Origin of the sequence: Streptomyces sp. MNU89 (assembly GCF_020982505.1) — a bacterium.
Lineage (GTDB): Bacteria > Actinomycetota > Actinomycetes > Streptomycetales > Streptomycetaceae > Streptomyces > Streptomyces xinghaiensis.
In genome coordinates this window covers 5,058,127-5,073,984 of sequence record NZ_JAJKLL010000001.1, presented here as the reverse complement: position 1 = coordinate 5,073,984, position 15,858 = coordinate 5,058,127, and the positions used below count along the sequence as shown (strand labels likewise).

Sequence of the window (15,858 nt, the reverse complement as noted above, 5' to 3'; positions counted from 1 at the left end):
ATCCGGCGACCGGTCAACCCAGGGCGTCCGCCGCCCCGTTGGGCAGGCGGCACGGCGGGCGACACCCCCGTCGCCTCCCGCCGCGCCCTCCCTCCGGCGGCGCCCGGCCGCCGGAGCACCGACGGGCCGTGCCGCCCGGCACCGGGCCCGCCGGCTCCCGTACCGGCGGCCCCGCCGCCCCTACCGGGGCAGAGCCGGGCCGGCGCGCCCGTTCGCCGAGGCAGCGGCGTGCGCCCCGACCCCCGTGCGGGGCGCACGCCCGTGCCGCGCTACGCGACGGCCTTCGCCCCCGCCCCGTTCAGGCCGGGGCCGGCCACCGGCAGGTCCGCCAGGCCCAGCCGCTCGGCCGTGTCCAGGAGTTCGCGGAGACCGCCCGCCCGGGCGCCCTCGCCGCCACCGGCCTTCATGAGCTTCATCAGCAGCGCCGACACCGTCAGATCCCGTACGTCGGCCGCGCCCACCGAACCCAGGACGCGGGTGAGGTCCTCGGTGAAGGACGCCTCGCCGTTCAGCCACGGCCCGGCCAGCGCCCGCGCCGTCCCGGAGTTGGCCACGAACCCGTCGACGCTCTTGCCGAGCGTGACCGCGCCCGCGATCCGGTCGAAGAAGGCGCTCTCGCCGCCGACGATGGAGATGTCCGCGCTCTCCAGACCGGTGGCCAGCACCGTCGCCTGCGCCTCGGCCACCTGCCGCTGCGTCTCCAGGCCGGCCAGCCGGATGTCCTTCTCCGCCTCCAGCCGCAGCCGGTACTCCTCGTGCTCCCGGGACGCGGCGTCCAGCGCCGCCATGGCGGCCGCCTTCTCGGTGAGCCCCTCGGCCTCCGCCTTCAGCTTGCTGCCGACGGCCTCGGCCTCGGCCAGCGCCCGCGCCCGGACCCCCTCCGCCTCGGCCCGCAGCCGCGCCTCGGTGGCCTGCGCCTCGGCCAGCCCGGTCTTCTCGATGGCCTCGGCCTCCTTCTCCCGCACCTGCACCCGGGCGAGTCCGGCGGCGGCCTCCTCGGCCTGGATGCCCTCGGCGAGGCGGGCCTTGGCGCGGGCGTCCATCTCCGCCGTCTTCTGGCGGGCCTCGGCGAGCGTCAGCTCCTCCGCGGCCCGGTGCGCGGCGGCCTGCTCCGCGGCCTCGGCGGCCTTGATGTCCTTGACGAGCCTCTCCTGCGCCTGGGCCTCGGCGGCGATGACCAGGGCCTGCCGCTCCCGCTCGGCCTCCTCGACGGCGCGCAGCCGCTTGATGCTCTCCTCCTGCTCGGCGACGGTGCGGTCGACGGCGACGCGCTCCCGGATCACCTCGGCGATGTCCCGCTTCTCGGCCTCGACCTCCTTCTCGGCGGCGATGCGGGTGAGCTGGGTCTCCCGCTCCCGGGCGATGACCTCCAGCAGCCGGTCCTTCTCGATCCGCTCGGACTCGATGGCGATGACCCGCTCGCGGTTCTTGCCCGCGACCTCCACCTCGCGCTGCTGGTTCTCCCGCTGGACGCCGAGCTGCTCCTCGGTGCGCAGGAACGCGGCCTGGGAGCGCAGCCGCTCCTCCTCCATGACGCGCGCGGTCTCGGCCTCCTCGCGGGCCCGTACGGTCTCGATCTCCCGGCGCTGCTTGATCTCGGCGTCCGCCTGCCGGCGCTCCAGTTCGAGGACGGCCTCCCGGGCGTCCACGTTCTGCCGGGTGATCTCCTTCTCCTCCTGCCGCTGGAACTCGTTGGTGCGGACGTGCTCGATGGCGGTCAGCTCGGTGATCTTGCGAATGCCCTGGGCGTCGAGGATGTTGGCGGGGTCGAGCTGCTGGAGCGGGGTCTGCTCCAGGTAGTCGATGGCCGCGTCCTCCAGGCTGTAGCCGTTGAGGTCGGTGCCGATGACCTGGATGATCCGGTCCCGGAACTCGTCGCGCTTGGTGTAGAGGTCGGCGAAGTCGAGCTGCTTGCCGACGGTCTTGAGCGCCTCGGAGAACTTGGCGTTGAAGAGTTCCTGGAGCGTCGCGCGGTCGCTGGCGCGTTCGGTTCCGATCGCCTGGGCGACCTTGATGACGTCCTCCACGGTCTTGTTGACCCGGACGAAGAACGAGATCCGGATGTCGGCCCGGATGTTGTCCCGGCAGATCAGCCCCTCGCGACCGGTGCGGCCGATCTCGATGGTCTTCACCGAGATGTCCATGATCTCGGCCCGGTGCAGCACGGGCAGCACGACCTGCCCGGTGAAGGTGACGTCGACCTTGCGCATCTTCGAGACGATCAGCGCCTTGCCCTGCTCCACCTTGCGGAACAGCCGGCTGATGACGAAGACGAGCGCGATGACGACGAGGAGCACGACGGCGATGAACACGCCGATGCCCAGGGTGATGGCATCCATCGGAAGTCCCTTGCGGCAGAGATGAGTTGAGCGGAAAGAACAGCGGGGAGGCGGGCGGGGCGGCGGAGGCCGGCACGGCGGCACGGCGCTCCAGGGTCGGGGCGGAGGAGGGCAGGGTGAAGCGGGCTCCGCGAACCGGAGCTTCAGGTCCGGAGTCTCGGGGCCGGCGGAACCGTCGGTCGCGGTACGGCCGTCAGGCGGCGGTACTCCGGGGATCGAGCGCCGGATCGTACGGCGCGGCCCAGAAGAACTCCCGTTCCTCGTCATAGGCGTAGAGCAGCGCGGTGGACCCGGCGGTGAGCCCGGGGTCCCGGCCGTTCTGCCGGACCTGTACGAGAGCGGTGGAGCCGTCCCGCGCGGCCACCTCCGCCTGGCCGAAGCCGGGGCCGACCGAACCGGTGCGGATGGTGCAGGTGAGCCCGACGAAGTCCTGCCGGGACGGCTCCGGTCCGGCCGCGAAGACCCGGCGCAGCGGCCGCGCCAGCAGCGCGGTCACGTACCAGGAGAGCAGCAGCGCTCCGGCGAGCAGACCCACCGAGGCGGCACCGCGGCCGAGGCCGGCGAGGCCCGTGCGGTCCAGGAGGACGGTGCCGGTGAGGCTGGTGAGCCAGGCGACCGGCACCAGCAGCGAGAAGGCCACGGCGACCGGGACACCGCCGAGGCCCAGCGCCCCGGAGTCCACGTCCCCGTCGAAGATGTCGTGCTCGGCCGTGCCGAGCCCCACCAGCAGCCAGAAGGCGGCGATCACGAGGACCGCGGAGCTGAACAGCACGGTCGGGAAGGCCACTGCCGCCGCCAGGAATTCAGCCACCGGGTTCCGTCCTCTCACTCCGCGCACCGTAACGGGGAAGCACAGCCCCGGTGCCGGAATCCTTCCGGAGTCCGGCACCGGGGCAGCCCCCGTTTCCCCGTGGCACCCATACTGGCAGCCGAACCCGACCCGGCACATTGCCGGAATCCGGCAACCTTTACGGTTGATCCCATGCCGGGAGGCGCCGCCCCGCGAACCCCGGTGCGGCATGAGCACAGTGGAGGGGGACCCGTGACACCGCAGGACGAAGAGCCGGGCCGGGACGAGTTCCTGGCCGGGTACGCCGAGATACTCGCCGAGGTATCCGCCACCGGCCGCCGCCTCACCCGCGACGAACTCGGCTCCCGGCGGCGGGCCGGCGAACGCGCCGCCGAACGGGGCTACGGACTGCGCCGGCTGGTCGCGGAGCACCTCGACGCGACCCGCACCGGCTGGTCCGCCCTGCCCGGCGCCACGGCCGCGAACGGCATCCGGGAGCTGCGCACCGTCGTGGACTGCGTCCTGGCCGCCACCCACCAGACCATCGACGCCGTGGCCGAAGGCTACGAACGCGCCCAGCGCCTCGCCGTCCGCCAGGAGGAGGCGGCCCGCCGGGAGTTCATCGACGACCTCCTCTACGGCCGCAGCGACCTCGGCCGCCTCGCGGAACGCGCGGAACGGCTCGGCCTGCGCCTGGCGCACGAGCACACCGTCGCCGTCGCCGACGGCCCGGACCTCTACGACGAGACCCACCCGGTGACGCGGCGCGTGGAGGCGGCGCTGCTCGCCCGCTTCGGGGACCGGCGCATCCTGCTGACGACGAAGGACGGCCGGATCGTCCTGGTGGCACCCGGCAACCACGAGGAAGTCGTCCGCCACTTCGCCAAGCAGGCCCACGTCGCCATGGGTGGCGGCGGAACGGACCGGGTGGCCGTCGGCCGCTCCCACCCCGGGCCGGGCGGCGTCGTCCACAGCTACGAGGAGGCGCTCACCGCCCTCGAACTGGCCGACCGCATGGGCCTCCCGGGCCCCCTGCTCCGCGCCGCCGACCTGCTGGTGTACCCGGTGCTGACACGCGACCGGCAGGCCATGGCCGACCTGGTCCGCACCACCCTCGGCCCGCTGGAGCAGGCCCGCGGCGGCGCCGAGCCGATGCTGCGCACCCTCTCCGCGTACTTCGACGCGGGCTGCGTGGCGGCGGAGACAGCCCGCCGCCTCTCCCTCAGCGTCCGTGCCCTCACCTACCGCCTGGCCCGCATCCACGAACTCACCGGCTCCGACCCGTCCGACCCGATGCACCGCTACACCCTCCAGACGGCGGTGATAGGCGCCCGCCTCCTGGACTGGCCGGCGCAGAAGCTCTGACCGTCCGGACCGAGCACCAGCAGCACGGCCGGCGCCGTGGGCCCCGGCCCGATGCGGACGGAAACCCACGCCATGCTGCGGGGAACGGGGAGAGCGTCAGCTGACCTCGGCCTTTCACTTGAGCCGGCATCCGCATCCTGAACGGGAAAGCGAAAGCACCTTCTAACCTGCGACGACAGACCTTTTTCAGGTTCACGTTGTTCGAACAGGAAGGTACTTTCCACCAGCACACCATGGGTTCGCACCCTCGGCTTGTCCTCTCGGCCAACGGCCATGGAGTGCCCAGTTACGCCGAGGCCCGATCGCTGGCCGATGGTGCTACCACCGGCGTGACCACGGTCTTCAGTAGCGCACCGCGGCGGTCGCGGCTCAGGCGCACCCATCACCACGGCACCGACCTGCTCACCGGCACGGACAGCACTGGAGCCGCCAAGGCGCTCCTCCATCACATACGCACCCTGTGCGCCCGCGAAATCCACACTTTCTCGCATTTCGCGCCTGGTGGGCAATGGTGATCTCGCCCGAGATCCTGCACTGCGGTTCGCAGTCGGCGAGGAGCTGTTCCGGGGTACGCCCTCAGCCATCATGTCGGCGTCTTCCGGGTTCTCGGAGAACTGAGGGCAGTCGGCGGGGCGGCCGGGGAAGAGCACTTCAAACCGGGTCTGCTCGGTCCAGCACAGACGGAAGACGATCTTCGCCATCATCAACAGCGGTGAGGACGGCAGAAGGGAACAGTGGGCGTCGGCGTCCGACAGCCCTTCGCACCTCATGTCAACGATCGAGCGCTGCATATCGAACCAGAGAAGCTGAGTCCATTCGCCTGCGGCGAAAGGGAGCGCTCACGCAAGATGCCATACAGCGCTATCGGTAACAGAAATGGACATCCGGTGCCATCGCGCAGGTATGAGGAAACTAGCGAGCCGCCCCGTTCCCAACCAATTCGACTTTCATAGCTGGCGAAGCAGTGGATTCAACAGAAGTATACCAATATCTGCCATCTCGAAGAAAAGAATGGCGGGCATAGATTTCAGACCATCTTCTTCCGTTTCCCACTGGCCGCGTGATCGTCGAGCCAGAACAATCGCGTTCTCATCTTCCAGCCACACGCGAAAAGATCTCCTCCGGAACCTGAGTGTAGCCCGCCCGGGAAAGTGGAGAACGACGGATCTGCGTGCAGCCATAAAGGATCCGAGTACGCTGATTTCGCATGGGTGTCCGGAGATTTCAGCATGGACACCTTCCCGCATCCTCCATATCAACGGATACCCGGGAGCCGCAAGGTCAAAGACCTTTACAACAGTCTCGCCATTGATCAGGATTTTCCAGTCTTCCCATTTTCCGGCCAAGGCCTCGGGGTGTCGATTACTCGAAGGCGACCGTATCAGTGAGACCCTGCCGGCCGGGATCTCACAGTGGGCGTAAGCCCGTTCCTCTGCTGCAGGGTTACTCCATGTCCGCAGCGGAACGTCGAGCTTTCGAGTGATGGAGAACTTCACTTTGAACCTCGGCAATACGGTGAGACGTAGGTTGCACTCTGATCGATGCGGGGTGGCTCGACACTCCCTGGGCCGCCCCTCGTCCGTGTGAGAGTACGCCTACTCGGTCCGACGCCATAGACTTGCCACGGAATCCATGGCCCGCCGCGTGTAATAGCCCGCTGGCCCTTGTCCAGTAAGACTTCTGAACGCGCCCTGGAAACCACCGCTCACGACAGCTCGCGATAGGTAACCCACGGCTTCAGGTCCTGTTGTCTCATGGCCGTAAGCCTTATCGATGGCCAGATTCGCTGGAACGGCGACCAGGGCCCCTATGACTGCTCCTGCGATTATCACGCATCCAAGCCCTGCGGTTCCAGCGCAGGCGGCAACGGCACCGATGCCCGCCAGCATGCCGATCCCTACGTTAGCTACTGTTTGAGTCCAGAATCGGCTCGTTGTCAAACTTTCCTGAAAGCTCTCCTCTTTCTTGTTCTGTTTCGCCTGCTGCTCAGCTTTCTTTCGCTCAGCTTCCTTGCGTTCGCGTTCCTTTTGGAGGCGATATTTTTCGCCCGCGGCACGTTGGGCCGGGGTGTAGCGCGTGACGCCTTTACCCTTGTTGTAGGTGAAGGTCAGGCCGGTGGCTTGCTGGGTGTAATAGTTGGGGGAGATGGTGCCGCCGCGGGCTTGGGTTTCTCTTTCGTAGTTGTTGCCGAATTCGACTTTTTGGAGGTCGCCGGTTCCGCCGGGGCCGTTGGTGCAGTTGTACTGGCCGCTGGTGCATTCGTCGTAGGCTTCGCCGGTGGGGTCGGCGTAGGTGGCGGGGTTGTTGTTGCCGTAGATGTAGGGGTTGTGCTGGGTGGGGTCGTTGGTGAGGAGGAGGGGGTCGACGGACAGGAAGCGGCCCAGGTCGGGATCGTACTCGCGGGCGCCGAGGTGGGTGAGGCCGGTGGGGTCGGTGGTGCCGCCGAGGAAGCCGCGGTCGCCGGGCCAGTTGGAGGTACCGGTGTTGGTGCGGGGGGTGCCGAAGGGGAGTTGTTTGCGGCGGGTGACGGCTTGGCCGGCGCCCCAGGCGACGGCGATCAGTGCGGTTCCCTGGCGGTCACCGAAGAGGAAGTGGATACCGGAGCTGTTGCGGACGGCGATGGTCTCGCCGCCGTGGGTGTAGTAGCGCGTGGCGGTCTTCGTGCCGGCGCTGGTCGTATTCAGCTCGTTGCCGCCAGGCATGTAGGCGGTCGCTGAGCCGTCGGCTTCCTTGGCGAGCAGGCGGTTGCCGGAGGAGTCGTAGAGGTATTCGGTGGTCTTGCCGTTCTCGGTGAGGGTGGCGAGTCTGCCCTCCGGGTTCCAGGTGAGCTGCTGGTTCCGGGGGCCGCCGGTGCGGCTTTCGGTGTTGCCGGCCTCGTCGTAGGTAAAGGTTTCCGTGGTCCCGTCCTCGGGCCCGCCGGCGGTGGTCACCGAACGCAGGGCATGCGGGTTGTCGTCCGCCGGTGTGCCGGGGGTGTAGGTGCGGGTGATATCGGCGGATCCGGCCGCGGTCGCGTGCCGGGTCTCCTTGGTGCGATGGCCCGCCACGTCGTAGGTGTAGGAGTGCCAGTAGGCGTCCGGGCCGCCGACGGTGGAGGCGGACGGGCCGGCGGCGCAGGTGTCGTCGGCGTTCTTGGTGGTCCAGGCGTCTGTCATCCGGCGCAGGGCATCGACGCTGAAGCACTGGGTGTCGGTCGAGGCGGTCTCGCCCTGGCCCGAGGTGCTGGAGACGCGCTGGACATTGCCGGCCGCGTCGTAGCCGTAGCGGGTGTCCTCGATCCGCAGTACCTCATCCCCGTCCAGGGTGCTGCGGGTCAGGTCACCGGTGTGCTCGTCCCAGTTCTGCGTCCGGTAGACCTTACGGCCCAGGACCCCGTACTCGGTACGCACCGGACGGGAGAACACATCATGCGACGTGGCATTGACCAGCACGATCGAGCCGATCGTGGTCTTCTGCGGAAGGTCGCCCTCACCGAAGACCGTGGTCTGGCGCTCGCCGGGCAGGTTGCCGAGGGCGGGGTGCCGCATCCACTCCTGAGTGCCGGTGTACTTGTTGTAGCCAAAGGTCCAGGTGTAGTCACCGGCCAGGGCTCCCGCACCGGCGGGGAGGGTGGTGGTCGACGACGTCGGCTGATAGCGGTCGTTGTAGGTGTTGATGCGTGTCGCGTAGGCCTGGCCGTCCACATGGCTGGTGCTGGAGGAGGGCAGACCCTTGGCAGCGACGTCGTATGTCCAGGAGGCGCGCAGTTCGCTGCCCTGCTTCAGTTCCTTCTGCCGGCCGAGCTCGTCGTAGGTCGTGGTGAGTTCGACGCCCCGGGCGTCTGTGACCTTGAAGGGCCGGTCCGCGTCGTCATAGGCGGTCCTGGTCAGGCCCTTGTCCGGGTCGTCCGCTACCGTCTGCCGGCCCCGGGCGTCGTACGTCCAGGTCCACACGGTGCCGGACGGGTCGGTCATCTTCGTCAGGTTGCCACGCCGGTCATAGGCGTATGTGGTGGCCTGGAACTCGGTGCGGTCGGCGTTGGTGTGGGCCCGCGACTCGGTCTTCCGGCCCAGTGCGTCCGTGATGGTGGTGGTCGCGGTGCCGCCCTGAGGGGGGATGACCGTGGTGCGGTCGCCACCGTGCACAGTCGTGGTTCGCTTGGTCTCGTCACCAAACTTCAGCGCGATCGCGGCCGTCGTCCGTCCGGCGCCGTCGTACTCCATCTCCACGCCCGCCGGAACCTTGGTGTCATCGCCCGCCCGCAGAGTCGTCGAGGGCTTGACCGGCGCGTAATAGGCACCGTAGGTCTTCCATGTCTGGCCGCGGGTGTCGTAGAGGTTCTCGGTGATGACACTTCCGCCTGCATCGCCGATGGCGGGGGACTGGGTCTCGCGCTGGCGCAGGAGACCGTCGTAGAAGGTGTAAGCGGTGTCGTACTCGCCGAGGCGGTTGATGGTCTTGGCGGTGACGACGTTGGGGCTGGTCCGGGAAATCCGGTAGGCGTACTCCGCCGACGGCTGTGCGGGGTGGTCCGCCTTCGCCCAGCCCGGCGCCCAGGCCCGCAGGACCCGGCCCAGGGCGTCGTACTCGACATCGGTGCGCTTGTCGTTCGCGTCGACGGAGGCGGTGACGGTGCCGCGGAGCGGATCGGTGAACTCGGTCGTCGTGTGGCCGAGTTCGTTGGTGGAGACGGTCTCGGTGGGTGTCTGGCCGGCGGCCGGGGTGCGGCTGATCGTTGTGGTGGCGCCGGAGGCGTCGGTGGCTGCGGTCTGGCGCCCGAAGGCGTCGTAGGTCGCGGTGCTGACGGTTACGAAGCCGGTGCCGGCCCCGTCGTTCTCGTCACGCCGGGTCTCTTCGCCCTTGGTGGGGGCCGCGTCCAGTGTCGTAGCGCCGTCGTAGTAGGAGCGGTTCACCGAGACGAGATCGCCGGGCAGGTCGGGTGTGGCGCCGCACGGTTTGGCGACCGTGGTGGACTCGGCGACCAGAGTGAGGATGTTCTTGTCCGTGTTCCGCGCGTAGGTGGTGCTGGTGCACCGCTCGTCGCCGCTCTTCGCGGTGTCGCCCGTCCGGGACACCGAGTCGACCTTGCCGTACGAGTCGAAGGTCCGGCTGGTCTCGGTGCGCCGCAGCGCCGCGCCGGCGATGGTGGTGCGGGAGCGGTCCTCCTCCACCCCGGTCCGGTAGGCGTGTACGGCCGGCAGACCGTCCGCCGTGCGGGAGTGCGTTGCGGTGGCGCTTGAGCGCCAGGGGATGTGACTGGTGGCCGAGACCAGGTCGCCGCCCACGCCGTTGTAGGTAGCGGTCTCACGGGTCATCCCGGCGAACGCCTCGTGGTCGGTGACCTCATTGCCCTCGCCGTCGGGAACCTTGGCACCGGTGATACCCCGGAAGTAACGGGTCTCACTCAGCGTCTGGGTGCCCTGTGCGGGGTCGCCGGCCCGGGTCTGGACGCGCTCGTATCCCTTGCGGTCCCCGTAGGTCCGGTGCTTCGCCTTGGTGAACTCGTCGTCGCCCTTGGCCCAGGCGAGTCCGCCAAGGTAGGAGTAGTCGGTGCGCTTGACGGGCGCTCCCGCGGTGTTGTCGGACTCCAGGATCTGGGTGACCACATAGGAGTGGAACCAGTCCTGGTACGGCTCGTAGTCCGCGGCCGGGGCGTCCGGCGGGGACCAGATCACGGGGTAGCAGCGCTTGGTGTTCGAGGACGGTGTGGGCAGGTTGTCCGCCGCGCACTGCCGGGCCGAGTAGGTGACGCCGACAGTGCCTCCGGTTTCGGTGTCGACTCCGTACACGCGGTAGCGGTTGTACGGCGGTATCTCGTCGACCGCGCCTTCCACCCGGTTGGGGAGCTGCTGTCCGCGGAAGGAGACGGCAGGCAGTGTGACAGGGCTGTCCGCCGTGTGGCCGGTGCGCGTGATCGAATCCAGCCACAGTGCCGGGTCGGTGCCGTCTCCTGTGGCGGGGAAGTCGTGCTTCAGCTCCCAGGAGTCGACCTTCTTGTAGGCGCCGCCGTTCATGGCCGACGTGGTGACGCCGGTCAGCCGCTTACGGGTGAAGTAGGAGGGCGACGAATTGCCTTCGCAGGTGGCGCCGGAAGCGCAGTACTGGTCGAACGGAACGTCCGGCCACTTCTTGGCGTTGGCTTCGGTGAACTTGTCCGTAGCGCAGTCAAAGGTGTCCGTGGGCAGGCAGCGTTCGGCCACGGTGAACTCGGCCTTGGCCACTGCCTGGTCCGCGTACATGCGGTTGGACCGCAGGCCGTACTCGATCCGCTTGAGGTAACCGCCCCGGGTGTAGTCGGTCGGGGTGCCCTCGTACGAGGCGTTGATGTTGCGCTGGTAGCGGTTGCTCTCCTTGGTCCAGTAGTAGGCCATGGCATTGGAGTGCGGGTCGACGACGTAGTCGAGGTTCCACCGCCATGCCTGCTGGCACCAGGAGTCCTTGAACGCGGCAGCATGGCACGCCTCGCCGGAGTGATTGCCGAACACCGGGACCGTCCAGGCGGAGTTGGTTTCCGGCTTGCCCTCTGCCCAACCGGGCAGCCGGTTGTAGCCGAAGTAGTAGCGGGTCCCGTCGGGCGCGGTCACCCGCCAGTACTCGCCGTCGTTGTCCCCGTTGCCACGGTTGGTGCTCTTCAGCTGAGCGATCTTGGTGCCGTCGTCGTTCTTCTTACGCCACTCGCCAGTGTCGTCGTCCTTGACGAGCTCACTGGAGGAACCGCCGAGCGAGAGGGTGGCGTTCTCCTTCTTCCAGCACTGATCGCCCACCTTGTGGGAGGGGTTGTTGCCGCCCTCCTTGTCGTCCTCACAGGACACATAGCGGCGCTCGATGGACCCCGGCGAGAGCGACCAGCCGTCACCGATCCAGTTGGCCTGGTTGTTGGTGGCGGCGGTGCGGCCGTCGATCGCCTGGGAGGAATACGACAGTCCGAGGTCCGGCTCCAGACCGCCGGGCACTGCGGGGGTTTCCATGTCGTACGTCCACGAGAAGCCGCCCGAGGAGCCGCCGGCCTCCCACTTGCCCGAGGGAGCCAGCGAAGTGGCGGTGAAGTCGCCGGTAGCACCCGAGGGCGCTGCGGTCACGGCGAACAGTGTGGTGCCGGACGACACGGCGCCGCTGAGGGAACGGGCGCCGGGAGAGGATGACGCCACCGGGGCGTCCGGGGCCTGGGCTCCGGCCTTGACGACATCCGTCTCGACCTCAGCCGAAAGGGTGCCCTTCTCGCGGTCGTTACGGGTGCTGAGGATCTCCCCCGGCGCGCAGTCCTTGCTGCGGGGGGTGCTGAGCACGCAGTCGGGCATCTTGCGCAGGACAAGCCGGGAGGCCCAGTCACCGCCGTACATCCCGGCGAAGCCCGAATAGTCCAGTTCGATCCCGAACTCATCCGTGCCCTTCTTCGCGCCCTGGGCCCGGACCGCGATCAGGACACCATCGGTCCCGACCCTGTCGGCGGCCTTGCGGTCCAGCACTTGGACCTGCACCCGTTCTGCGATGGCCCCACCCTTGCTCCGGGGCTTGTCCTCAGCGGCCTCCAGGGCCAACGGCAGCGAGCCGGCCTTGACCTGCTTGCCCTTCCCCGCGCCCGGCACTGCGGTCGTCACCGTGCCCGGCGCAGGCCATGCAGCCCTGCTGTCCGGCTTCCAGTCGTTCTTCGCGGCCTCGTCCGGCTTGTTCAGGCGGCGCGCGTCAACCTCGGAGACGGGTACCGGGTCCGGCTGCTGAAGCTTCCGTAGCTGCAACTCGGCGGCGACGGCCACTGGGCCGGCGAGCAAACCGGCCAGGAGGTATGCCACAAGGGTTGCGGCGATCAGCCGTATACCACGCCAGGAATTCCGGGCAGTACGTGATACCGACTTCGGCCTGCCGGACACGTGACCGATCACCGTTCCCCCCACAGGGTCTTCATTAAATGCAAAGGAATCGTGAACGTAGCACCGCGGGTGACGCCTTCCAAGGGGCCAGAAGTACCTTGATCACTCCGTTACCGAGAATCATTGACCGAATGCCCCGTTCGCCTCCATTGAGGTCGGTCCGCCCCTTTGATCCATCATCAGTTCTGTTGACGACCAGGGTGGTTCAGTCAAGACCGCCCTGCCGACCGACCAGCCGACCGGGCGGCCTCAAGCGTGATCAAGGGAACTTATTGGGCATCTAGCTTTCCGGGCATTTCCGTCTAGGGTGGCTTCCCGATGGCCCACTCTGCTTCCATGTGGAAGAAAAGGAAATGAAAAGGATCTGCGATGAGGACACTTAAGAGAGGGCTCCCCGGCGATCCGCGAAGACGTCGTGGAGTCATCAGTTCGGCATTGGCGCTCGCACTGTGCGCGCCGCTTTTCGCCGTGCTGCCTGCCGCAGCCGCCGAGGAGCAGGAGCCGGCCGTGGAGCGGTCCCTCACCGAGGAGGCGCAGGCTCTGGAACAGGCTTCCGACACCGGCGAACCGGCGGAGGTCCTGTCCCTGCGGACCGAGACCTCCCAGGTGTTCGCGAACCCCTCGGGAACCTTCACCCAGGACAGCTACGCCCTGCCGCAGTGGGTCAGGAAGGGCGGCAGACTCGTCGGCGTCGACACGACACTGCACGAGAACGAGGACGGTACCTACTCGCCCAAGGCCACAGAAGTGGGCGTGCGGTTCTCGGGTGGAGGCGGCGGACCGCTCGTGACCGTCATGCGTGACGGTCGAAGCATGGCATGGAGCTGGCCACACGACCTGCCGGAGCCGGTGGTCGAGGACGACACCGTCACCTACCGCGATGTCCTGACCGATGTGGACCTGAAGCTCAAAGCCGGGTCCGCCGGTTTCGGCCAACTGCTGGTCGTCAAGACGGCGGAGGCCGCCGCCGACCCCGCACTGGACCGGATCGACTTCGGTCTCGCCACAGAGGGGCTCAGTGCCGAGGCCGACGACCACGGCAACCTCACCGCGAGCAATCCGGCCGGCCAGGAGATCTTCACCGCGCCCACGCCGCTGATGTGGGACAGCACCACCACCGAGCAGGTCTCGGCATCCGGGACGGCAAGCCTGCGTACGGCAGCTTCTGCACCGCCCGTCGACGAGTTCGAGGTTCCCCACGGTGCCCGTGACGCGGCCCTAGGCCTCAGAATCAACGATGACACCCTCTCCCTGACGCCCAATCAGAGCGTGCTGAGAGGCGAGGAGACCCAGTACCCCGTCTACATCGACCCGTCTGTCTCCGGGTCGCGCTACGCGTGGACCATCGCCTACAAGAAGTACCCCAGCACCTCGTACTACAACGGCAACGGCTGGAAGAACTCGAACGGTTCATATGGCACCACGACCGCGCGAGCCGGCTACGAGAACCACACCAACGGGCTGGCGCGCTCCTACTTCCGCATGAACACCAAGAATCTGTGGAGCACCGACAAGGTCGTCTCCAAGTCGACCTTCCGGATCAAGAACACCTGGTCCTGGTCGTGCACGGCCAAGCCGATCGAGCTGTGGCGTACTGCGGCGATCGGTTCGTCGACCACGTGGAACAACCGGCCGACCCGCCGCGAGAAGATGGCCACGGTCACCGACGCCAAGGGCTGGAGCAGCAGCTGCCCTGCGGGCAACCTCGCCTTCAACGTGACACAGGCGGCCAAGGACGCGGCAGCCAGTCACTGGAACACCGTCACCTTTGAGCTCGCGGCGTCCAACGAGTCCGACGTGTACGGCTGGAAGAAGTTCGACGCCAAGTCCGCCGTCTTCTCCACCGAGTACAACACCCGTCCGGGAGCACCCACAGGGCTGGACACCAGTCCCAGTACCAGGAACGACGAGGGTTGCGGAGACACACCTCCGCACGGGTTGATCGGCAACACCGACATCTACCTGAAGGCCAAGGCCACGGACAAGGACGGTGGGACGGTCAACATCAAGTTCCATCTCTGGGCCACCGGACACCACCCCAACAGTGATCCGAACGGTGTCCTGATCGTCGACAAGACGGTCGCCGTGACGTCCGGCACCGTGGCGAAACTCAAAGTCACGAAGGGCACACTCTCCCCGCATATCGCCACGGCGAGCGGCAACTTCTCCTGGAAGGCACAGGCCAGCGATGGCAAGCTGTCCTCCGACTGGACGCCGACCCTTGGTGCCCCGGGTTGCCGCTTCGTCTTCGATCCCGACCGGCCCAGCACCCCGCCCGGCGTCACCTCCACGCAGTTCCCCGACGGCAGCGACGGCTGGCCCTCCGTGACGGGCTCCGTGCGGACGGAGGGTTCCTTCACGCTCTCCAGTGGTGGAGTGGCGGACGTCGCGAAGTATGAGTACTGGACCGACTCCGAGCCGGCTGTGCGCAGCGCATCGCCGGGCACCGCGGGCGGGAGCGTCACCGTCAAGATCACTCCGTCCAGTGCCGGGGCCAACGTCCTGTACGCCCGCAGCCTGGACAAGGTGGGCAACAGATCCGACCAGGTCGGCTATCTCTTCTACGCGAACGGACTCGCGGAAGCCGACAAGCCCGGAGACATCAACGGCGACGGCAACCCGGACCTGTGGGCCGTGGACAAGGACGGTGACCTGCACCGCTACTACGGCGCGGGCGACGGCAGTGTCACGGACAACGCCAAGACCGCGTCCAACATCCTCTGGAACGACACAGAGATCACCCACCGCGGTGACTGGACCGGGGACGGCTATGAGGATCTCATCGCCCTGAGCCGTGAGGCCGACGGGACCAGTCGTCTGTGGCTCCACCCGAACAACGGCTACGGTTTTGCCTGCACCAACTGCGCGGGTGAGGACAGCGACCGCCGGGAACTCACGGTCTACGAGGACGGGAACGACCACTGGCAGAACGCCGACCAGATCCTGGCCATCGGGGACGTCGACGGCCCGCTCGACATCGACGGTGACGGCACAGCCGATCAGCCGGGCTACCCAGACTTGCTCGTGAAGGAAGGCGACTGGGTCTGGCTGTACTTCGGCGCTCCCGACACCCGCTTGGACTCCGATCGCGAGCCCGTGCTGCTCGCCTCCGAGGCCTGGGCGGAACAGGACCTCATCGCTCCTGGTGACACCGATGGAGACGGCCGGGTGGATCTCGCCACACGCGACCGTGCCACCGGCGATCTCTTCATTCATCAGGGTGCCGATGAGTACGGAGACTGGCTCACCGACGAGTCGAACAAGATACAGGCGGGCACCAGCTTCACCGTGGCGGCCAACCCGCTGATCACATCGCCCGGCGATGCCGATCACAGCGGGGGGTTCGACCTCTGGTACACCCGCAGCAGCACCAACATCCTCGTCGCCTATCTGGATCCCGGCACTGACCACAAGCGAAAGGTTGAGCTGGCGGGGGACTGGACGGGCTACCAGGCCATCAGCTGACGGCCCTCGCGCAGCGCGCCGTGGGTTCCTGTCCGCATCGGGCGGGAGCCCA

General features: G+C 67.8%; 6 protein-coding genes. 2 read left to right on the top strand and 4 right to left on the bottom strand.

All coding sequences use genetic code 11. The features are described 5' to 3' along the window. Nucleotides 1-269 precede the first annotated feature (269 nt). Nucleotides 270-2,339, bottom strand: coding sequence for an SPFH domain-containing protein (locus E4N63_RS21700; RefSeq protein WP_230241508.1), 2,070 nt, complete (start codon nt 2,337-2,339; stop codon nt 270-272). Between the two features lie 193 nt (nt 2,340-2,532). After that, on the bottom strand, nt 2,533-3,150 hold the full coding sequence (locus E4N63_RS21695) for a hypothetical protein (protein ID WP_230241507.1): 618 nt from the start codon (nt 3,148-3,150) through the stop codon (nt 2,533-2,535). A gap of 231 nt (nt 3,151-3,381) precedes the next feature. On the opposite strand from E4N63_RS21695, the gene E4N63_RS21690 reads away from it, so the two are divergent. After that, on the top strand, nt 3,382-4,494 hold the full coding sequence (locus E4N63_RS21690; protein WP_230241506.1) for a CdaR family transcriptional regulator: 1,113 nt from the start codon (nt 3,382-3,384) through the stop codon (nt 4,492-4,494). 947 nt (nt 4,495-5,441) lie between these two features. Here E4N63_RS21690 and E4N63_RS21685 read toward each other — a convergent pair. Further along, the gene (locus E4N63_RS21685; RefSeq protein ID WP_230241505.1) at nt 5,442-5,600 is read right to left on the bottom strand and encodes a hypothetical protein; all 159 of its coding nucleotides are present in this window, start codon (nt 5,598-5,600) and stop codon (nt 5,442-5,444) included. A gap of 489 nt (nt 5,601-6,089) precedes the next feature. After that, on the bottom strand, nt 6,090-12,242 hold the full coding sequence (locus E4N63_RS21680; protein WP_230241504.1) for an RHS repeat domain-containing protein: 6,153 nt from the start codon (nt 12,240-12,242) through the stop codon (nt 6,090-6,092). A 468-nt stretch (nt 12,243-12,710) separates the two neighbouring features. On the opposite strand from E4N63_RS21680, the gene E4N63_RS21675 reads away from it, so the two are divergent. Beyond that, a complete protein-coding gene (locus E4N63_RS21675; RefSeq protein ID WP_374112809.1) occupies nt 12,711-15,806 on the top strand; it encodes an FG-GAP-like repeat-containing protein in 3,096 nt (1,031 codons plus the stop codon). Nucleotides 15,807-15,858 lie beyond the last annotated feature (52 nt).